Source organism: Pseudarthrobacter quantipunctorum (assembly GCF_045291495.1).
GTDB lineage: Bacteria > Actinomycetota > Actinomycetes > Actinomycetales > Micrococcaceae > Arthrobacter > Arthrobacter quantipunctorum.
This window is the reverse complement of sequence record NZ_CP148033.1, coordinates 2,198,639-2,218,594: the sequence shown is the minus strand read 5'-3', so window position 1 is coordinate 2,218,594 and position 19,956 is coordinate 2,198,639. Positions and strand designations below refer to the sequence as shown.

The following is a 19,956-nucleotide window of genomic DNA, read 5'->3' as shown; positions in this document are numbered from 1 at the left end:
GGTAGACTGGCGGCCATGACTGCGGGGTCCGTCCAGGGCGACATCGGTGCGGATTCGCCGCTGGTGGGGCGGGACGCGGTGTTCGGGGAACTCCTGGACATTCTCCGCGCCGTGCGTAAAGGCAAGGTGGCCACAGTGGTCCTCACCGGAGCGGCCGGTTCGGGAAAGACCGCGGTGCTGGAGTCCTTCCTGGAGCACTGCCGTACCGGCGCACGCGGAGTCCGCTTGTTGTCCGCCATGGGGGATGAGTGGGAGGCGCAGTTTGCCCTCGCCGGATACTCCCAGCTCATGCTCACTTCGCCGTTGCGTTCGGCAAAGGCGTACGACGGCGGTCCGCAGCTTCCGGCGACGCCCGTCGCCGCCCTGAGCGCGGACCAGGTGGTCAACTACGCGTCAACGCTGAGCACCCACCTCGAAGGGCTGCAGTCTCACGGAACCGTGGTGGTCGCCGTCGACGACGTCCACAAACTGGACGTGGAAAGCCTGCGCATCCTCACGTTCGTCATGCGCCGGCTGCACGGCAAGCGGATCCTTTTCCTGCTCACGCTGAACCCGGCGGACGCGCCGCGCATCCCCGCCGGTGTTCTGGATTTCCTGACGGGGCACCAGGTGGCCCGGATCCCCATGGAACCGCTCACCGCGCAGCAGGTCCAGGAAGTGGCCCGGCGCCTGCACGGTATCGACCTCAGCGTCACCGCGGCCCACGGCCTGGTCCGGCACACGGGCGGCCTGCCGCAGCCCGTTGTGGAGCTGCTGCGCGAGCTGCCCCCGGAAACATGGCTGGCCTGGTTCCCCTCGCTACCGCCCACCTCCCGGCTGCGTGCCAGGGTGCACAGCGTCCTGGATGCCGCGTCGCCCGGACTCGTTGCCGTCGCCGAAGCCGCGTCCGTGCTGGGCCGCAGTGCGGGCCTGCCGGAAGTGGCCGCCGTCAGCGGAGTGGAGTCAGTCCTCGAAGCCTTGGACGAAGGGCACCGCGCCGGACTCCTGCGGCTGTCCGTGGACCAGGCGCGCTCCGCCGTCGTGTTCGTCGAACCCGGCACTGCCGAGGCGATCTACGAGCAGATCGTTCCCAGCCGCCGCATCGCGCTGCACCGCCTGGCCGCCGAAGCCGTGGAGCCGGAGGGTGAAAAACTGGGGCACCGGGTTTCGGCGACGCCCGCCGCGGACCAGGCGCTTGCCGAGGAGCTCGAGGATTTTGCCGGCCGCCAGGCGGCCGTGGGCGCATGGCAGGACGTGGCGACGGCCTTGTTTTCCGCGTCCCGCCTGTCGTTGGACCTCCGGGGCCGCAACGACCGGCTGCTGCGCGCAGTGGACGCCCTGGTGGGGGCCGGCAATGTTGCCGAGGCGCAGACCTGGTCCGCCGCCGTGGACGCCCTGCCGCCCTCACCGCTGCGTTCCTCGGTGCTGGGCTACCTGTCCACGGTGTCCGGCCAGAATGACAGCGCCCAGAGCCAGCTGGAAATGGCGTGGCGCACCAGCAACCCGGAGCGCGATCCCAAGGCAGCAGCCCAGGTGGCCCAACGCTTTGTCCTCCACGGGGTGGCGTCCTGGGACGGGCCGATGATCACCCGCTGGGCGGAACGGGCCATGTCCCTGACCGAGCCCGGGACGCCGGCGCACGTCGAATCTGAAGCCATCTACGGCCTGGGCCTGTACGCCCGCGGCCGGCTGGGGGAGGCGGAGGCCTCGTACCAGCGCGCGTTCGGCCACGCCGCCGAGAATGCGCAGAAGCAGCGGGTGCAGATGGGTGCCGGCTGGCTGGCGCTGCGGATGGACAATGTCGAATCGGCCCTGGTGAACTTCGAGTCGGCTGCCCCCACCGAGTACCGCGGCGGGTCCCTGCGGATTTCCCTGTGGGCCGAGGCGTGGCTGGCCCGCACCCACCTGGTGCTGGGGAACTGGGATGCCGCGGCGGCCACCATCGCACGGTCGAGCGTCCGCCTGGAAACCTCCCGGATGCCCCTGATCCGGCCCCTCCTGTACTGGACCGCCGCGGAGCTATGGTCGATGCGTGGGGACTGGGACCGGGCCCGCTATTACGTCTCCCAGGCCGCGGTCCAGCCGGGGACGTACCGGGCCATGCAGGTTCCGGCAAGCCTGGCGCGGGCACGCTTCCATGAGGCAAGGGCGGACTACGAGAGCGCCCTGGCCGTGCTGCAGCCCCTGACCGAGCTGGACCCGTGGACCGAGGACCGGGCGTCTTTCTGGCCGTGGCAGGACACCTACGTCAACGCACTTGTCATGACCGATCAGCTGGATACCGCCGACGCGTTCCTGACGTCCTTCGAGGGACTGCGGCGCGAGCGCGAAATCCCTTCCGATATGGCCCGGATGGCGTGGGCGCGGGGCCGGCTTCTGGCGGCGCAGGGGGATCCCGACACGGCCCGGGAGTATTTCGAGGCGGCCCTGGGCCACCTCCGCGGGCTAAACCGGCCCTACTTGCGGGCCCGGATAAGCTTTGCCTTCGGTCAGAGCATGCGCCGCGCCGGCAAGCGGCGGCTGGCATCGTCGGTGCTGCGTGCGGCCCGGGACCTCTATGACTCCCTCGGGGCGGCTACCTATGTGGAGCGTTGCGACAGGGAGCTCAAAGCGACCGGTCTCGACGTCGGAAACCTCCCCGATCCTGCCGACGCAGTGCTCACCGCCGCGCGGGACCACCACATCCAGCTCACCGCGCAGGAACAGGCGGTGGCCGAGCTTGTGGCCGGGGGCGCCACCAACAAGGAGGCGGCCCGTGCCCTGTTCCTCGCGGAGAAGACCGTGCAGTACCACCTCACGCGGCTGTACCGGAAGATGGGCATCCGCTCGCGCAGCGAGCTCGCCGCCGCGTTCCAGGTCAAGGACTGACCCGGAACGGGCGTTCTGGGTCAGTCCTTGACGTCGGAGGGATGCTTGGCCAGCGGAACCACCGAGATCTCCATGTACGGGAACAGGGGCAGGTTCTGCAGGATGTCGTGGAGTTCGTCGTTGGAGCCAACGTCAAAGATCGAATAGTTGGCGTACTCACCGACCACGCGCCAGATTTCCGGCCACTTCCCCGAGCGTTGCAGCTCCTGCGAGTAGGCCTTCTCCTTCGCCTTGATCCCGGCCGCCTCGGAGGCGGGCAGGTCTACGGGCAATTTCACGTCCATGTGGACCAGGTACTTCACTGGGTTTCCTTTCGTGGAAGGGGTGGTGTTAACGGTCGCTGCGGTAGCGTTCGAGTTTTTCCTCATTCACCCCGGTGCCCACGCCGGGGCCTTCGGGGACGCGGATGCGCCCGTCAATGATCTGCAGCGGTTCGGCCAGCAGGTCGTCCGTCATGTCCAGGTAGTTGGACAGTTCCGCGGCGCGCTTGGCGGTGTGGGCGAAGGCGGCGCCAAACACCACGGACGCCACGGTGCCCACCTGGGTGTCGATCTGGTTGCCGATGTAGACGTCGATGCCCATGCCCTCGGCCATTCCCACGATTTTGGCGGCCTCGGTGAATCCGGAGCGGGCCGTCTTGACCGCCAGCAGGTTGGCCCCGCCGTTGAGGATTTCCTTGGCGGCTTCGCCGAGGTTGGGGGCGGATTCGTCCGCTGCGATGGGTATGGGGGAGTTGGCGACAAGCCGGCGGCGGCCCAGGACTTCGCGGGCGTCATCCGGCTCCTCGAGGAACTGCAGGCCGAGGTCCGCGGTGAGGCGGAGCACTTCGGCGGCCTCATTCGCGGACCAGCCCCGGTTGGCATCCATGTAGAGTTCGGCGTCCTCGCCCAGGCCCTCGCGAAGCACGCGGGCCGCTTCGATGTCCAGGTGGAGGGGGCGGCGGCCGGTCTTCAGTTTGAATGTGTTGATGCCGTACGTTTCGCGGAACTCCAGCGCCAGGGCGAGCAGTTCCCGGGCGGGCTTGAACCCAAGCATGTGGGAGACCCGCAGCGAATCGGAGTAGCCGCCCAGCAGTTTGGTCACCGGTTGGCCGAGGGCCTTCCCGATGACGTCCCACAGGGCGATATCCACGGCACCCTTGGCGGTCTGGTTGTGGACGGTGCGGTAGAGGATCTCCTGGACCTTCTCCCGGTCAAAGATGTCGACGCCGATCAGCTGCGGCGCGAAGACGTCCTGCACCACCGCGACGATGGACTTTTGCGTCTCGCCGTAGGTGTACGGGCGCGGTGGGGTATCCGCGAGGCCCACCACGCCGTCGTCCGTGCGGAGGCGGACCAGCACGTGGTCGGCCTCGTGGACCGACCCGGAGGCGAAGTGCAGCGGGTGGCGGTAGGGGATCGAGTAGGGAATCGCCTCAAGGGCTGCGATTTTCATGAAGGGGAAAACCTTTCATCGGTGGGAAGGGGGTCACGCCCTGGCGCGGTGGCCGCCACGACGACGTCCAGAAAGTTGTGCAGCAGGGCGGAGCGGTGGCCGCGGAGCCAGGCGACGGCGAGTTCCACGGGAGGCGCGTTGTCGATCTCCCGGTAGGCGACGCCGTCGAGCTGGAAGGCCCGGACCCGGGACGGCATGACCGCCACCCCGCCCCCGGCGGCGACGAAGGCGAGCATGGTGGAGGTTTCACCTACCACCTGGGTGATGCGCGGCTGGAAGCCGGCGTGGCGGCAGAGGTCCGAGGTGATGCGGTACAGGACGGATTCGGGCGCGTAGCTGATGAAGTCCTGGTCCTGCAGTTCGTGCATCGCCACCGGCTTGTCCTCGGCCAGGGCGCTGAAGGACGGAACCGCGAGGACGAGCGGCTCCTGGTCGACAACGCGGTAGTCGATGTCCTGGGAGGCGACGGGAGGGCGGAGGAGTGCTGCATCCAGCGTGCCGTCCCGGAGTCCGGCTTCCATGGACGGGGTAAGCATCTCGCCATGCAAAGCCAGCGACAGGCCCGGCAGCATCTGCTTGGCCAGCCGCGCGATCTGCGGCATGACGCCGTAGGTGGCCGATCCCGAGAATCCCACCCGAAGGACGCCCGTGGCTCCCTTGCCCACTTGGTACACGTCCGCCTTCAGCGTCTCCATGTCATTGACGATCTGCCGCCCGCGGTCTAACAGGAGTTCGCCGGCTGTGGTGAGGTCCACGCGGCGTGTGGTGCGGTTAAGCAGCCGGACCCCCAGCTGTTCTTCGAGCTGGCGGATTTGCTGGGAGAGAGGCGGCTGGGCCATGTGGAGGCGTTTCGCGGCCCTGCCGAAGTGCCGTTCTTCCGCCACCGCGATGAAGTAGTTCAGCTGCCGGATGTCCACTGTGATGCCTTCCCATGCGCCCTGCCAAGGCTCTGCCCTGGACGACTATTGATTCAAAGAATAACTCTAAAAAGACTTACTAGTGCATTCTTTCGACTCAATAATGTCTAGGGCAGGCCGCTGCGCGCGCTACTGGGGCTGCTTTGCCGCGACGTCCGTTTCGGCGCGGTGCCCAGCGATTTCTTCGACCTGGTGCTCGGCCTCTTCCAACTTGCGCTGGTGCGGGACCACGACGGTGACGAGGGCGCCCAGGAGTGCAACGCCGCCATAGATGTAGAAGGCCGTGGAGCCGCCGATGCCCGCTGCCGCGAGCCAACCGCCGATGATCGGGCCGAGTACGCCGCCCAGCCGGCCTACGCTGGCGCACCACGCAACGCCGGCCGCGCGGGCGTTGGTGGTGAAGTAGTTGGACTGGAATCCGTAGATCAGCACCTGCGTGCCCAGGGTTCCCACTCCGGCTACGGCGATGAAGGTGAAGAGCATGGGCAACGGGAAGTTGAAGGTCATCAGGACCAGCGACACGGTGGCCAGCCCGAACGTGGAGGCGATGACCCGCTGCGGGCCGCTCTTATCCGCGAGTCGGGAGGCGATCAGGCCGCCCGCCACTGCACCGAGGTTCAGGGCCAGGGGGAAGAACAGGGAATACGTGCGGCCGTAGCCGTAACCTTCCATGATCTTGGGTAGCCACGTGTTGAGGCCGTAAGTGAGCAGGAGGCCACAGAAGGACATGAGGCCCAGCAGGACCGAGGCCAGTGCGAACTGCCTGGAGAAGACCGCGGCGAACCCGGACTTCTGCGGTGCTGCGCCCGTGTCCAAAATGACGCGCTCCTCGAGCAGCGGAACACCGGTGCGCTCCGCTGCGGCTGCGGCTTCCTCTTCCCGGCCGCGGGAGAGCAGCCAGCGTGGAGATTCGGGTAGCTTGCGCCAGGCAAGGGGCAGCAGTATGACCAGTGGCAGTGCGCCAATGATGAACAGTCCGCGCCAGCCGAGGCTGTCGTGGAACAGGATGCCCAAGATGGAGGCAACCACGCCGCCGGCGGGGACACCCGAGTAGACGATGGCGTTGTAGAACTGGCGGCGGCCAGCCGGGGCGAACTCGGCCATGGTGGCGCCCGCGCTGGCGATGACCACGCCCAGGCCCAGGCCAGTGATGAAGCGCATGGCGCCGAAGGCCGGCACCGTGGTGGTGAGGGCGGTGACGAACATGCCCACTGAGAACCAGGCGATGCCAAGGAGCATCAGCCGCCGGCGGCCGAAGAAGTCGCCTACGGCACCGCAGATCAGCGATCCCACCAGCACGCCGATGAGCGCCCAGGAGCCCAGGAGGCCGGCGGTGGCCATGTCGAACTTTCCGATCTGGCCAGGGTCTGCCAGGAGGCCCGGCAGGACGGTGCCGTAGATGACCAGGTCGTAACCGTCAAAGAGCAGGGCCGTGCAGATGATGAAGGCCACCCAGTTGGCGGTGCGGGCCTCCTTTTGTGGGTTTGCAGCGATAACCGCGTGCGGTTGTGTCATGTCCGGGTCCTCTCAGGGTGATTGCATGCGCTGGCGCGCCTGTGGGCCAGCGGCCGTTTCCGGGTTCCCTTCAGCCTGACAGGTGTGTGACCCACGGCATATGAGGCAAATACCCGGGGTTCCACCCGGGGGTCTTTGTGTCGGTATTTGTAATCAATAGATAAGTTTTTAGAAACAAGAAATATATATGACACGGGTCGGCGTGACCGCTAGGCTGACGCCATGATCACACCCGCACGCTTGCACTCGGACCTGTCCCGCCTCGGCCGGGAAACCGACATGTTCCTTGCCACAGTCGCGTCCCTGTCGGACGACGAGATGGCTGCCCCGTCGCTCTGCCAGAGCTGGTCCAGGGCCGACGTGGTTGCACACGTGAGCGCGAACGCCCGTGCGCTGGTGCAACTCATCGAGTGGGCCGCTACGGGTGAGGAGCGTCGGCTGTACGTCTCGCCCGAAGCCCGCGCCGAGGCCACCACCGCCCTGGCCGCATTGCCCCGGAAAGAGCTGCTGGCGGAGTTGCGGTCCTCGGCCGAGCACTTCGCCGAGCAGGCCCAGCGGCTGGCGGGCACCCTCGCAGCCCCGGAGATCGGCTTGAACGGCAGCCCGCTGGCGGCGACGTCCATCGTGGCGCTCCGGATTTCTGAAGTCGTAGTGCGCCACCACGACCTGGATACCGCCTGGACCATTGAGGAAGCTGACCCGGACTCCCTCCTTGATGCCCTCGAAGCCGCAGTGCGCTCGTTGCGCGCCAAGCATGCTCCGGGCATGACCCTGGTGACTGAGGAACGCGACCAATGGGTTATCGGTGACGGTGCACTTCGGATCGAGTCGGACCGGGAAGGCATGCTGCAGTGGCTGGCGCGCGGAGATGTTGCGCACATCGAGGTGGAGGGCGAGGTGCCAGCACTGCCGAGCTGGTGAGCTGGCCGGCTGGGAGAGTTGCGACGGCGTTCCATCGAGGGACCGTCAATGGCCAGCGGGATTACTTTCCTTGCCCGGCGTTAGGGAGGGAGAACGTCGCAGATGCTCCGCCTGCTTCGGCCAAGCCGTTAAGCTTGATGCCCATGATTTCGCCGAGGAAGGGCAGGCCTTCACTCCGGGGGTCCGCAGACAGCGACACCGGAAGCTTCGAGATTTTGTCGCATCGACGATGCCTTGGTGTGTTGCGGTGATGGTGGGTGTAGCCATATGCTGCTCCTTAGATAGCCCGCAGTGACTCCAATCTCTCTGCGGCTTCAAAGGGAGGACCCATTGGGAGATGCCTTCCGTCGAGGAAGGCGGTGTCCTCGAAGAAGTCCCGGATTGACTGTTGGGATAGGTACAGAAGATCGTGTGGACAGTGTCAACACATTTGGCTTCAGATCGGGTCGTAGGTCGGCCGGGTTGGGGTGGTTTGCTGATGTATTGGCTGGTTTCCAGTGTTTACAGGGGCCGGAATACAGTTCGAGTCCCACCTCGGGCACGGCATATCCCGTCGTCAGAGGGGTGTTTGCTTTAACGTGTTGACATGGTTTGTGTGGTGGCCTCCCTCTGACGCTAGGGCGCGGGCTTTGGCCTAGCCGCCGCTGAGCCAATTCAGGTGCGTGGGGTGGCGGGTCCAAAGTCTCTGGCGAGTGGGCCTTCCGCCTGCTGTGACTGGTTTATGCGGGTCCTCCTTTCGGTTCTTGTCGGGTTGGCCGGGGTGGCCAACACCTATTCATGGTTCGGCGCTGTAGCTGCTAAATGACCCCGCAGACTTTTCCTTTCGGAGCTTCCCGTGCGGCTCTTGGCGGCTGACCAGGAGCGCTGCCGGGGCGTTTGGCGTGCCGAGAGGGTGTTGACAGCGTCAACACTTACATCTGCTTCAGGGTGTCGCCGGGGCTGACGCTTGATCGAGGCAACTGCAGCCACATCCTCGCCTCAACATTCATCACTTTGCAGCGATGACCGGATGGCCTACTGGCGTCCCGACAAACGTCCGCGGAGTTTATTCGACGCGCGCAGCAGGGGCCGCGCATGTCCGGTAGGGGCTCAGCACTGTTTGGCCGATCTCCAGCTGGATAGGGGTTGAAGCCAGATCCCGTAGGAGGTCAGGGGGCCGCGCTGGCAAAGTGCTCCGGGCCACCCCGGTAAGGATTCGGCGAAGGTCCTGACGCTGATGCCGAGCATCCGGGTCTGGACCGTGTGAAGAAGGTAGGCCTCCGCAATGCCGGGTATGTGCGGGTGACAACAGAGGCAGGGGGACCTCCGCGGATCATGACTGGGACCTCATCCTGTGGAACGAGCTCGCGCCGTCCTGGTTCTCTAGGCTTTGACCACTGCCCCTCTCGCCGTTGTCCGGCGGGCTGCTCTCATTGCTTCCCTCTAACGGGCGGTAGCTCCTGCAGGGGTAGTTCTTCCTGGAAACCTGCCAAGAGTCCTAGGCAGCGCGATGCCGTTTCCCCACTGTTTTCTCGTGTGAGGTCTCTGGACAATCCCGAGTGGCTACATCCTTGATTGGATCAACCGACTGAGTTTTCGCGTGATGTGATACTGAAGGGCGGCGACTGCAGGTCAGTGAAGTTTCCGACGCTCGCCCTAACGGTGCACTGAGGTGAAATCTGCAGCGCCGTTACGGTGAGCCCGGAGCTGTCCACTGCCAGCGCCCCGCCGCAGGCGTCGGAGAAGCGCAGGGCTTTCTCTCCGCCAGAAACCGCCTCGAACATTTGTGACGGTTTACCCGACGCGGGGCTGACGTATAGCGGGTTCAACTCGTCCGCCCCGCTGGCCCAGACGGGTATCAGGGTGATGGTCAGCGGGCTGGGCGTCACAACGCGTGCTGGGGTGCGCACCTCCACGTTCTGGAGGCGCTGGACCGGATAGGCGGTGCCATTGACAGTCGGATCCTGGATGGCTCTCCGTGTTGCCTCGGATCCAGCGCGCAGCCAAGCGTCTAGCCCCTGCTGGTCCGCGGGCGCCAGCGGAACCTTTGCGGTCACCTGGGTGGAGCCGCCGGCTGGTATGGCCAGCCCGGATACTTTCCAGCCGCACTCGATGTCCAGCCCTGTGATGGATGCCTGGTTCCTGCCGGCCGATGCCCCGTCCCAGGTGACGGCCGGGCAGGCATCTGTCTCGGCAAGAGCCGGTACGACTTCAAGGAGATCGCCGGACAAGGGTGCTTTCTGTGCCGCGTAGGTCACCGTGAGGCGCACCTCTCCGGTGGACGGCTCGTAGGTGGCTGAACGGGACACGGTCAGGCCTGTGGGCAGCGCCGTGTCCTGCAGCTGTGCTGCCAGACGCTCCCCGCGGGCCTGCGGTGCGGCCTGATGGGCCGGTGACAGGACTATGAACCCCACCACCATGGCCGCGAGAAGGAGGACGGCGGTGCCGGCGAGGAGCAACGCCTTGCGGGTGCGCCAGAAGGGGACCGTATCCTCTTCGGGAGGTCGCACAGCCTTCGGCGGCCGGACCTCGCGCCGGGGCATCGGCCGGGCAATTGTTGCGCTGCCTGCCTCCCCGAGTTCTGGAACTTCGCCGTCGTCCTGGGGGGCGGCGGCGAAGGCGTCGAGCTCGGCGGCGGTGAAGGCTCCACGCACCACTGTTGCGGGACGTTCGACGTCGTCAAAATCCGCGGGTGCCTCGGCACGGGCCAGGGGGGCGGCGCCGGCGAGTCCTGGCGCCAGGCGCCGGAGGGTTGACGCTGCCTCGCGCGCGGTGGGGCGCTGGTCGGGGTCCTTGGCGAGCAGCCGGTCCAGCATGTTCCAGACGGCGTCTGTTACCGGAATCCGCGGCGGCTGTGCGGAGACGTGTCGGTAGGCGACGCTGAAGTCCGTGCCGGGCCCGGCAAATGGGGTGCGGCCGGCCAGGAGCTCGTAGAGCAGCACGCCGGCGGAGTACACGTCACCCGGCGGGCCGGACCTGCCCTGGCTGATGAGCTCGGGCGGCATGTATTGGGGGGTGCCGATGAGGCCGGTGGTCTGCCGTACCCGTTCGCCCACGACGTCGGCGATTCCGAAGTCGGAAACGCGGACGTCGCCCTGGCCACGTTCGGACCAGGGCCGGGCCAGAAGGACGTTGTCCGGTTTGATGTCGCGGTGGGTGACACCCCGTGCATGTGCGGCGGCCAGGGCGTCGAAGACTTCGGCGGTGACGTTGAGGGCGTCTTCGGGGCGCAGTGCGCCGGCCTCCTGCTGCAGGGCGTCCCGCAGCGAGCCGCCGGGGACGTAGTCCATGATGATGGCCAGCCGCGGGCCTTCCACTACCATGTCGCGGACCATCACAATCTGGGGGTCCTGCAGTGCGAGGAGCACCGAACGTTCACGGACGAACCGTTCCACCAGGGACGGGTCGTCGGCATGCTCAGGGCGGAGCACCTTGGCTGCCAGCGTCCTGCCGTCCGCCGCGGCCGTCACGGTCCAGACCTCCCCAACGGCGCCGGAGCCTACCCGTCCGCTGAAGCGGTAGGAGGCCCCCAGGGCCTCACCCGTTTGTGCGAGTTGCATTTCGTACTCTCCAACACTGTCGATCCGGCCCCGGGTCCACCCATTGCGGCCACCCTGTCATGATCGTCATTGCGGCTGCACCGCCGCACTTGTTGCGTGCGCCGGGCTCATCGACTGGATCAGTGCTGTTTGGCCGCCCACGCTGAGGTAGCCGCGGCCGGCGGTCAATGCCACCGGAGACCTTCGCGGCAGCACTGTCCCGAGAAGTTCGCCGTCGTAGTTGACATCCGGCTGCAGCAGGACGCCCAGGCGGGACTTCCGCACCGTTTTGGACCAGTGGCTGTACAGCCCGCGGAGGTCGGCCGCCCGCCCGGAGGCAACGATGCACAACCCCGGCTGGCCGGACGCAACCACACCGGAAATGGACTGGTCGCCGTCCTCGAACCGTTCGGCGTCGTCGATCAGCAGGAACACCGTGCCACGCTCCAGCCGCAGTGACGCCAGCAGGGCCGGCACCTCATCGGCGCCTACGGCCACGCGGTCCAGGCCGGCACCGTCGAGCGCAAGGGGTGACCGGCGGTCGCAGATGGCCCACACCTGTGCGGGACCGCGGGACGTTGGGGCACCGTGCAAGGCCTGTGCCATGGCCAGCAGCAGGGTGGATTTGCCGGACCGCGCAGGCCCGGCAACCAGCGCGTGCTCGCCCTCGTAGATCTCCAGGAACGCGGGGGAGAGGTCAGCTTCCTGCAGGCCCACCGGCACGAGCCACGGTTCCGCGTCCAGCCGCGCCGGAACCGCCAGCTCCTGCAGGGTGACACTGGTCGGCAGGCGCCTGATGGCCGCTGCCTTCGCCGGTGCCTGCGCCCAGGACCGGCGCACCTGCGCCACGGCGGCCGCAATCCCGACGCCGGGGGTCGCCACGTGCATCTGCAGGGACGTGCGCGGGTCTACGCACCGTCCGGGGAGCGGCGCGGGGATGTCTTTGCCGCGGACGCCGAGTGAGGAGTAGTCGTAGGCGTCGGCCAGGCGGAAAAGCCATTTTTGCAGGGTCACCTCGTTCATGGCCGAGGGAACCGCCTTCGCCCGGGTGGTGGAGACTGCGAAGGACAGGCCCAGGGCCGGTCCGTCCGCGTAGGCGCGGAACAGCAGAGCCAGCAGCTGCTGGCCCTCGAAGTCCTGGAACTCGTCCCGCAGCGAGGCCAGCCCGTCCAGCAGGACCACGGTGCGCCGGCGTGTGTCCGGTGCCGCGCGCCGGTTTTCCAGCTCAGTGTTGAGGTGCCGGAGGAAGCGTGCCTGCTGCTCTTTGGCGCCCGCGCCGGTTCCCACGTAGGCCACCGTGTGCGGCAGGTCCTTCAGGGCCTCAAGGTCACGGGACCCCATATCCAGGATCATCAGGTCGAGCTCCGCCGGGTCGATGTCCTTGGCCAGGGCCAGCGCTATTGAGGCCAACGTGGTGCTGGTCCCGGAACCGGCGACGCCCATGAGCATCAGGTTGCCCACTGACATGTCCCAGCCGGAGGCGGACTGGCGCTGCAGGTCCGGCTCGTCCACCACAGTCACCAGGACCGTGTCACCGTCCACCGCTCCCACCTGCGGCAGGGGTGCCGCCAGGGGCAGCGGCGCCGGCCCGGCGGCCACCGGATCATGGAAACCGGCGTCCGGCTGGGCCACGAAGCCCGCCAGTTCCACGCGTTCGCCCAGTGCTTCCGGCCAGACCTGCCGCGGCGGTGCGTAGCCGGCTTCGGCGTTGGCCTGGACCACTGCATCGATCAGGAGGTCCAGGTCGTTTTCGTCAGCGGAGGCAGGGCGTGCCGGCGCAGCGGGTGGGACGGGAACACCGAACTGGCGGACCTCGCGCACGTCCACTGCCGGACCGTCACCCACCAGCGCCTGCCCTGTCACCAGGGCGGTTTGGACAGGGGTGATGTCGTCCTGGCCCAGTTTCACGAAAGCCCGGCCCATCTGCGCGCGGCCGATCGCCGAAGCGGCAGGCACACCGATCACGTTGTTGGAGTCCTCGCGGCTTTGTACCCGCAGGGCCACCCGGAGGTTGGTGTTGGCCAGGATGTCGTCGCTGACCACTCCCGCAGGGCGCTGCGTTGCCAGGATCATGTGCACACCCAGCGTGCGGCCCACGGCCCCCACGCTGACCAGGGCCTTGAGGACGTCCGGGAAGTCCTTGGCCAGCATGGCGAATTCATCGATGACCAGCAGCAGCCGCGGCATGGGTTCTGTGGGGTTGGTGGCAAGGTAGGCGGAGAGGTTGTCGACGCCTTCTCCGGCGGCAGCAAAGACGCGCTGGCGGCGTTCCATTTCGGCTTCCAGGGCACGGAGGGCGCGGTCGGCGAGTTGTTCATCGAGGTTTGAGATGGTGCCGATGGTGTGCGGCAACTGTTCGCATGCTTTGAACGCGGCCCCGCCCTTGAAGTCCACCAGGATGAAGTTCAGCCGGGTGGGATCGTTGCGTGCTGCCAGGCCTGCTACGAGCGAGCGGAGGAATTCCGATTTGCCGGAACCTGTAGTTCCGCCCACCAGGCCGTGCGGGCCGTCCTTCACGAGGTCCAGGGTGAGGGTCCCGTTCTCCCCGGTGCCGATCGGCGTCGAGATTCCCGTGTTGGCCTGCCACATGCGCCTGATGGCGGCGGCGTCCGGGCGGTCGTAGTCCAGCAGCGCCGGAAGCCGAACCAGCGGAGGCAGGGACGCCCCGGGGACGCTCAGTTCGGGATCGTCGAAGTGTGCCACCCGCATCGCGCATCTCAGGGCTTCCTCCTGATCAAGGCCGGCAAGGATGACGTCCTCCACCCGAGTCAGGTCCTCTGGCTGCTCCACGGTTGCCGCAGCGTCTGACCCTACCCTGATGATCGTGGTGCAGGAGGCGGGAAGCTGTTCCTCGGAGGTCGCGATGACGATGCCTGCCACCCGGGAGGGCCGCTGCTGCGGGTTGACGTGGCCGCTGGGGGTGGAGCGGCCCATGCCCAGCAGTGCACGGGCGGGAGCGTCGCGGCCCTCGGTTAGCACCTCGGAATCCAGCACCACCAGCATTGCGGGGGTGGGCAGTTCATCCACGCTGTCCTTGAGCGCGCGCAGCATCGCCACGCCTCTCTCGCGCTGGGCAGACATCCAGCGTTCGCCGGTGCTGCTGCCCGCTTGGCGCGTATGTGGCAGCCAGGATGCCCATTCCCACTGATCGGCGCGGCCGGAGTCGCAGAAGACGCCGATGGTGAGGTCTGCGGGGCCTACGTGGACTGCGGCCTGTGCAACCAGTGACCTGGCAAGCGCCAGGGTGCCCTCGCGGGGGCCCACCATGCCCACCACCCCGGCGTCGGTCAGGTCAACGAGGACCGGTGCTGCCTGCAGTCGCGACGCGTTCAGGGAATCCTTCACCTCGCTGTCGAGCCTGGTGCTCGCGGTACGTTCCAGCTCGGGCTTCCAGGGGACGTCGCCGGTCCCCGCGTGCAGGGCCAGGAAATCGTCGGAGTGCGCGCGGCGCTGCCACAAGGACGTGGCGGGCAGGGCCGGGCGACGCACCACGGTGGCGGGATCAGGGATCATCTTGTGTCGGCGGGCGGTCTCTGCTGCAGCCGCAACGCGGACCTGTTCTTCGAACTCCTCCAGGGCGCCCGCGAACCGTGCGTCCTCTTCCTTCAGGCCGCGGGCGTGCCGGCGCTTCTGCTCAAACCACATGCCTACCGCCATCACGGGGCTCAGCATGGCGAACATGGCAAACCGCATGTCCCGCAGGATCAGGACCATCCCTATGGCCATCACCAGGGGAGCCAGCACTGTGATGACGCTGAACTTGCCGGCCGGCGGCACGTCCTTCCGGCTGGGAGGGACCAGGGGGTCCCCGGCGGGGGCGCGGCCCGGGCGCGGCGGCCGGTTGAACGGCGCTGTCGCGGCGGGTGTGAGATTGTGCAGGCTGCCCGGAGGCGGAGCGGGAGTTTCCTCCAGTCCGGGACGGACCAGCAGCACGGTACCGCCCGCCGTGACCGTGGCGGTTCCCGTGACCAGGACGCCGTCCCCGTCCACGCGTTCGCCGTTCACGAGGGTGCCGTTCGTTGATCCGCCATCAATCACGCGCACCCCGCCATCCTCGCGACGCAGCCGGCAGTGGTCCCAGGAAGCACTCTCGGTGGGCAACGTCAGGTCGGCCTGCGGCGAACGGCCGATCAGCATGTCACGTCCTTGGGGAACGGCCACCACACCCCCGGCGCGCTGGCCGCCCGCGAGTGTCACGGTCCAGTCCTGCACGCGGTGCGGCGACTGCCAGGGCCGGCGGGAGATGCGGCTGCCTTCGAGGAGGACGAGCTCCGAAACAGGCGTGGAACCATGCACTTCCGCCTCGTTGACGAACACCGCCTCGTCCGCGGCCAGATGCGGTCCGCCTGCGGCAGTCACCAGATCTGACAGGGTGGTGGCCGCTGCAGCACGGGCCACCTCGCACTCAAAGCGGCGTTCGTCCAGATCGATCAGCACGCGCATCGGGGCGGTCCTTCCGTGGTGAAGTGGTGCCGGTCCGCACCGGGGCGGGGCAGGTAGGTCGGGTCAGGAACCGGCGGGCGCTGGCACCCAGACAAGGCGCGGCGCGTCGTTGTCCGCCGGCCGCAGCCCCAGGTCCTGTGCCGAGGCATAGGCGGGAACGGCAGGTGCGGTAAGCGCTGCCGGTTGGGAGAAGTCGAGAGCCGGCCCGGCCAGGCCTTCACCGGGACCAAAGGACATGGTTTCCAGTGCCGCGCCCACCTTTCCGGGCTCGTTGCTTCGGGCCAGCGCTGCCGCCCGCGTCAAGGCGACGACGGCGTCATGGCTGCGGGGGTCCGCCGCCCAGGCATCGGCTGCAAAGGAGGCATCACCCACGAGGTTCAGCACTCCCGTATCCCCGGCTGCCAGGCGTACGGCGGAAAGGAATGCTGACATTCCGCGTCCCTGCGCATTCTGCTGCAGCGCGGTCGCGTCGCCACCGGCCGGAGCGACCGTGACCAGCTGCCCTGAGGCCGTGCCGTCAAGCTCTGCGAGGGTTGTGGCGAACTGCGGTGATGCGGCGCCGGCGGGAAGTATCAACGGGACGGAGACGTCGCGGGACTGCAGGGCCTGGACAATGCGGGCCAACCGCTGCGGGGTCGCGGCGGTGACGACCACAGCGTCTGCAGGCTCAGCGATCCTGTTGGGTTCGGCGCCGTCGGGGGCGCCGTCAGCCAGCGGCCGCAGCTGGTCTCCGGTCTGGATGGCGGCTTCCTGCGCCATCGCCAGCACATCGGCAAAGTTGCCGAGGCTGAGCGTTTGGACGCGCGGAACAGATGCCGGGGCAGTGGCGCCGTCTTCAACAAGCAGTACCCTGGCCTTTCCCGCCAGGGCAGTCTGAAGGGCGGTGTCCACCGCCGCGGCCGTGGGACCGGTGGTCCAAACGGCCGGGGCTGCGGCTGTCGGTTCGCTGTACGGGAGGATTGCCGGCAGCCCCAGTTCCGCAGCAGTTTGCGCCGCAGCCTGCGCCTGGGGGCCCGTGCTGGTGATGACGACGCCGGACACGCCCTGCCCGGACAACGCCCGGACAGCGGCGCGGGCGCCGTCCTCCGTACCCTTGTCATTCTCGGCCTGAAGGGACACCGGGGTGCCGCCCTGGGCGAAACGCTGGGCGGCTACGACAGCACCCTGGGCTGCCCGGTTGTACTCCGATCCGGGCTCGCCGGACTGGCCCAGTGTCAGGATGACGCCCACGGAGACGTCCTTGGCCAGTCCATCGGCCCGAAGGGCAACGGGAACCGTCACGGCCACAGGCTCGGGCCGGGCAGTTTCCTTGGGCTGGTTCAGCACCGCAGCCAGGGCAACTGCGGCCATGAGGACTGCTGCGGTGCCGGCGGCAATGAGGGTGATGAGCCTGTTGCGCGAACTCATGCGGTGCCGCCGATCTTCAGGGTGTAAAGGGTCTGGGACGTGGCACCGGCGGGAACTTCCAGGTGGAACGGCGGCAGCTGGTCCGCGGCGGTGAGGGAGGCCTTGAACTGCGCCTGGCGGAGCAGGAGACCGGCTACGTCACGGGAGCGGATGTTGGCGTACCCTTCGGCGTTTTGCGAGGCCAGGGCCAGTTGATAGTCCGCGGTGTCGGCCTTGGCGGCGCTGGTGGCCATGGAGCCCAGCAGGCCTGACCCGTTCACCGAGCGGTCGCCGAGGTCCAGCATCACCTTGTTGAGGCTGGAGGACAGGAGTGCACTGGCGCCTTCGACGTCGCGTGTTGAGCCCGAGGTGCTGGTGGCGATGCTTTCCAGCGAGGCTTCTGTCCCCTTGGCCAGGGATGCGGCCAGTGTTTCCTCCCGCTCGAGCAGTTCGCTGCGCTGCTTGTCCACGGTCGCCCCGGCGTCCTTGACCACCTCATCGGAGGTGGTTTTCAGGCCGGCAATGGAGCGGTTGAAGGCAGTGATCACGGACTTGGAACCGGCATCGCCGATTTCGGCGACCTGGCGCACCTGCTGATCCACGGATTTGTAAACTTCGGCGGCGGTTTCGGCGGAAACTTCGCGAAGGGATTCCTTGATCTTCGCGCCAAGTTCATCCTGCTGTTGTTTCAGCTTGGTGAGCGTCGTGCCCACCTGCGCGGAGGAATCGACGGCTTCGAAGAGGGCTTCGTAGAGGTTCTGGAGGCCCTTTTTGGTTCCCTCGATGCCTCCGGTGGCGGCGCCGTCGACCGTCTTTACGCCTGCTTCAACAGCGTCCAGCCTGGAATCGGTGCGGTCCGCGGCTTCCTCCAGTGCAGTGAAGGCCTGGCCAATTGCTTCGTCCTGCGCGCTGGTGTCCGTAGCCGCCAGTACCTCGTCCCAGGCCGCTGCCTGGGCCTCCAGCCTGGCGTCCAGCGGTTCCTTGATGCCGTTGGGCAGCTTTACAGTGCCCAACTGTTTCGCGCCATCATCGGCTGAGGCGCAGGGAACTGATGTCAGGTAGGAACGAAGTTGTTCAGCCTGCGCGGCGGAAAGCCGGCCTTCGCGGGGCAGGTCACCGTCAGCCAGGTCGCACAGTTCTTCTGCCAGTTGCTGCGTTTGACTGGTCATTGAGCCGTCAAGAAGCAGTCCGTCGGCATATTCGCTCCGGGCGTCCCGGGCCGTCTTGGCAATACCCACCAGCTTCTGGCGGAGGCCATCGACCTCGCTGCGGGCTGAAGCAGTAGCCTCCCTGGTGGCTGAGACTGAGTCGCGGGCAGACTTCAGGGCCTCGTCCACGGCTTTGAGGGCTGTCTTGTAGTCTTCGGACGTCTTGGCGCCTTCCAAAACCGCCGCAAAGTCAGCGCGCACCTTCTCCAGCGTTGCCGCGGATGCGGCGTGGTCCTTGATGGCGTTTTCGACCAGCTGCGGCTGCAGGTCCGCCACCAGCTCATCGCCCTTGAGGACCAGGCCAAGCAGGGCTCCGGTGACGGTAACGGCCGATCCGTACAGCGAGCACGTCATGGAACCCTGCTCTGCACATTCTTCAAGGGTGGGGTTTTCGGGGCCCATGGTGGCCTTGATGGCCCCTGCCACAAGATCGCGGCAGTCCGAGCTGACCTTCGCATAGGCGTCCAGCTGGGAGGCCACGGTTTGGATGCTGGAGTAGACAGTGGCTGACGAACCGGACTTCGGCACTTCGGCAGAACAGCCTTCACCGTCGATGGGGGCGGCCGCAGGTGCTGCCGAGGTATCGCCCAGCATCGCATCGACGGCGGACACCGTTAACTTCAGCTGCGAGGTGGTGGTGGACTGCGTTGACTGGGTGGCCGACTCCAGGTCGGTGCCGAGCCGCTGCAGCTGTTCCTTGAGGTCCACCATGGTGGCGGCCAGCGCCTTGGAGCTGGCGCTCAATTCGCCGGCGGTTTTGGCGCCCAAGGTCTGGGAGGTGACCTGCAGATTCCTGCGCACATCGGTGATGGTGGAGCCGGCCTTGGTCAGAACGGTGTTGACGTCTGACACCAGCGAGATGGTGCGGCGCTGCAGCTCCAGTTCGGAGCCCGTCCCGGAGGAGAATGCCCCGGCAAGGATGCCGTCCGCGCTGAGATCGGTGTTCAGGCCCGGCTGGACGGCTACGTCAAGGGTGGGCACCTGGAAGTCCCGGACATCTGCGACCAGCCGGAGCGTGGTGCTGGCACCGGACCGCGGCGGGGCCAGGACGGTGGCCCACTGCACCACGGTGGCGCCGTCACTGGTGCTGCTCAGCACGCCGTTGGTGCCTGATGAGCCGTCGGCGGACCCTGCAGTGACGTCATCGGCCCTGACACCGGCGAGCTTCGTAGCAGCCGCGATGGTCAGCGGCGCCCCGACCAGAGCCGTTTCCGAGCGGGCCTGGCCCGCGGCGTCGTATTCGACGGCCCGCGGCTTGACCGTCAGGTTTTCCAGGGTCAGGTTGATTTCCAGGGGGCCTGTATGGCCCTGCAGGTCGGAAAGGTCGGAGCCGGACTTTTCGCCGGCCCGGTACTGCAGGCTTACGCGAACCGGCAGTTCACCCACAACGTCAGCGGCGTTGTACGTCGTCTCGGCAGCGGACGAATCGCCGGACGCGGACACGGAAATGGTGGTGCCCTCGATCGTTTGCACGTCGGCGGCGGCGGAAAGTCCCACGCGGACGCTCTGGAGGAGCTTGACCGGGTTGGCTACCGGTTCCGGCTCGGGAGGCGGAGTGCAGGCAGCCGTGGCGACCAACCCCAACGTAATGAGCAGCGCCCCCAATGCCCGTCCCGGCGCCATGCGCCGGTCGCCCGCCCGCTGGTCAGTATTGGTCCTTCTGGCCATGATTGTCCCCTCAATCGTTCACGGTGCCTAGAGAAGGATATACGTGGTTGCGCTGGCGAATGGACTAATCTAGGTTCCGCCGGGCGTTCGATGCGCAAA

The 19,956-nt window shown here is 67.2% G+C and carries 10 protein-coding genes; 2 read left to right on the top strand and 8 right to left on the bottom strand.

Annotated elements, in window-relative coordinates; genetic code table 11:
- Positions 1-15 precede the first annotated feature (15 nt).
- Positions 16-2,847 (top strand): AAA family ATPase, encoded by a 2,832-nt coding sequence (locus tag WHH00_RS10130; RefSeq protein WP_406632453.1) that lies wholly within the window; start codon positions 16-18, stop codon positions 2,845-2,847.
- Positions 2,848-2,867: 20 nt separating this feature from the next.
- On the opposite strand, the gene catC is transcribed toward WHH00_RS10130, so the two are convergent.
- From catC to WHH00_RS10110, 4 genes are all read right to left on the bottom strand, one after another.
- The gene (gene catC, locus WHH00_RS10125) at positions 2,868-3,149 is read right to left on the bottom strand and encodes a muconolactone Delta-isomerase (protein WP_406632451.1); all 282 of its coding nucleotides are present in this window, start codon (positions 3,147-3,149) and stop codon (positions 2,868-2,870) included.
- 28 nt (positions 3,150-3,177) lie between these two features.
- Positions 3,178-4,281 carry a mandelate racemase/muconate lactonizing enzyme family protein gene (locus WHH00_RS10120; RefSeq protein ID WP_406632449.1) on the bottom strand — a complete coding sequence of 368 codons (1,104 nt, stop codon included), beginning with the start codon at positions 4,279-4,281 and terminating at the stop codon, positions 3,178-3,180.
- A complete protein-coding gene (locus WHH00_RS10115; protein WP_406632447.1) occupies positions 4,278-5,198 on the bottom strand; it encodes a LysR substrate-binding domain-containing protein in 921 nt (306 codons plus the stop codon). The genes WHH00_RS10120 and WHH00_RS10115 overlap by 4 nt, the downstream gene beginning before the upstream one ends.
- Before the next feature lie 129 nt (positions 5,199-5,327).
- Positions 5,328-6,713, bottom strand: a complete 1,386-nt coding sequence (locus tag WHH00_RS10110) for an MFS transporter (RefSeq protein ID WP_406632445.1) — start codon at positions 6,711-6,713, stop codon at positions 5,328-5,330.
- A 222-nt stretch (positions 6,714-6,935) separates the two neighbouring features.
- Here WHH00_RS10110 and WHH00_RS10105 point away from each other — a divergent pair, with 222 nt between their 5' ends.
- On the top strand, positions 6,936-7,634 hold the full coding sequence (locus tag WHH00_RS10105; RefSeq protein WP_406632443.1) for a maleylpyruvate isomerase family mycothiol-dependent enzyme: 699 nt from the start codon (positions 6,936-6,938) through the stop codon (positions 7,632-7,634).
- Positions 7,635-9,193: 1,559 nt separating this feature from the next.
- Here WHH00_RS10105 and WHH00_RS10100 read toward each other — a convergent pair.
- The 4 genes from WHH00_RS10100 to WHH00_RS10085 all read right to left on the bottom strand — a co-directional run bounded on the left by WHH00_RS10100 (position 9,194) and on the right by WHH00_RS10085 (position 19,857).
- Complete coding sequence (locus WHH00_RS10100) at positions 9,194-11,173, bottom strand: protein kinase domain-containing protein (RefSeq protein WP_406632441.1); 1,980 nt, start codon at positions 11,171-11,173, stop codon at positions 9,194-9,196.
- Between the two features lie 66 nt (positions 11,174-11,239).
- Positions 11,240-15,595, bottom strand: a complete 4,356-nt coding sequence (locus WHH00_RS10095; RefSeq protein ID WP_406632439.1) for an FtsK/SpoIIIE domain-containing protein — start codon at positions 15,593-15,595, stop codon at positions 11,240-11,242.
- Positions 15,596-15,658: 63 nt separating this feature from the next.
- Positions 15,659-17,002 (bottom strand): hypothetical protein, encoded by a 1,344-nt coding sequence (locus tag WHH00_RS10090; RefSeq protein WP_406632437.1) that lies wholly within the window; start codon positions 17,000-17,002, stop codon positions 15,659-15,661.
- Positions 16,999-19,857 (bottom strand): hypothetical protein, encoded by a 2,859-nt coding sequence (locus WHH00_RS10085; protein ID WP_406632435.1) that lies wholly within the window; start codon positions 19,855-19,857, stop codon positions 16,999-17,001. The genes WHH00_RS10090 and WHH00_RS10085 overlap by 4 nt, the downstream gene beginning before the upstream one ends.
- Positions 19,858-19,956 lie beyond the last annotated feature (99 nt).

Coding starts and splice junctions, on each gene's coding strand:
- WHH00_RS10100 (WP_406632441.1), bottom strand. CDS start 11,173: ATGCAACTCGCACAAACGGGTGAGGCCCTGGGGGCCTCCTACCGCTTC.
- WHH00_RS10085 (WP_406632435.1), bottom strand. CDS start 19,857: ATGGCCAGAAGGACCAATACTGACCAGCGGGCGGGCGACCGGCGCATG.
- WHH00_RS10110 (WP_406632445.1), bottom strand. CDS start 6,713: ATGACACAACCGCACGCGGTTATCGCTGCAAACCCACAAAAGGAGGCC.
- WHH00_RS10120 (WP_406632449.1), bottom strand. CDS start 4,281: ATGAAAATCGCAGCCCTTGAGGCGATTCCCTACTCGATCCCCTACCGC.
- WHH00_RS10095 (WP_406632439.1), bottom strand. CDS start 15,595: ATGCGCGTGCTGATCGATCTGGACGAACGCCGCTTTGAGTGCGAGGTG.
- WHH00_RS10105 (WP_406632443.1), top strand. CDS start 6,936: ATGATCACACCCGCACGCTTGCACTCGGACCTGTCCCGCCTCGGCCGG.
- WHH00_RS10130 (WP_406632453.1), top strand. CDS start 16: ATGACTGCGGGGTCCGTCCAGGGCGACATCGGTGCGGATTCGCCGCTG.
- WHH00_RS10090 (WP_406632437.1), bottom strand. CDS start 17,002: ATGAGTTCGCGCAACAGGCTCATCACCCTCATTGCCGCCGGCACCGCA.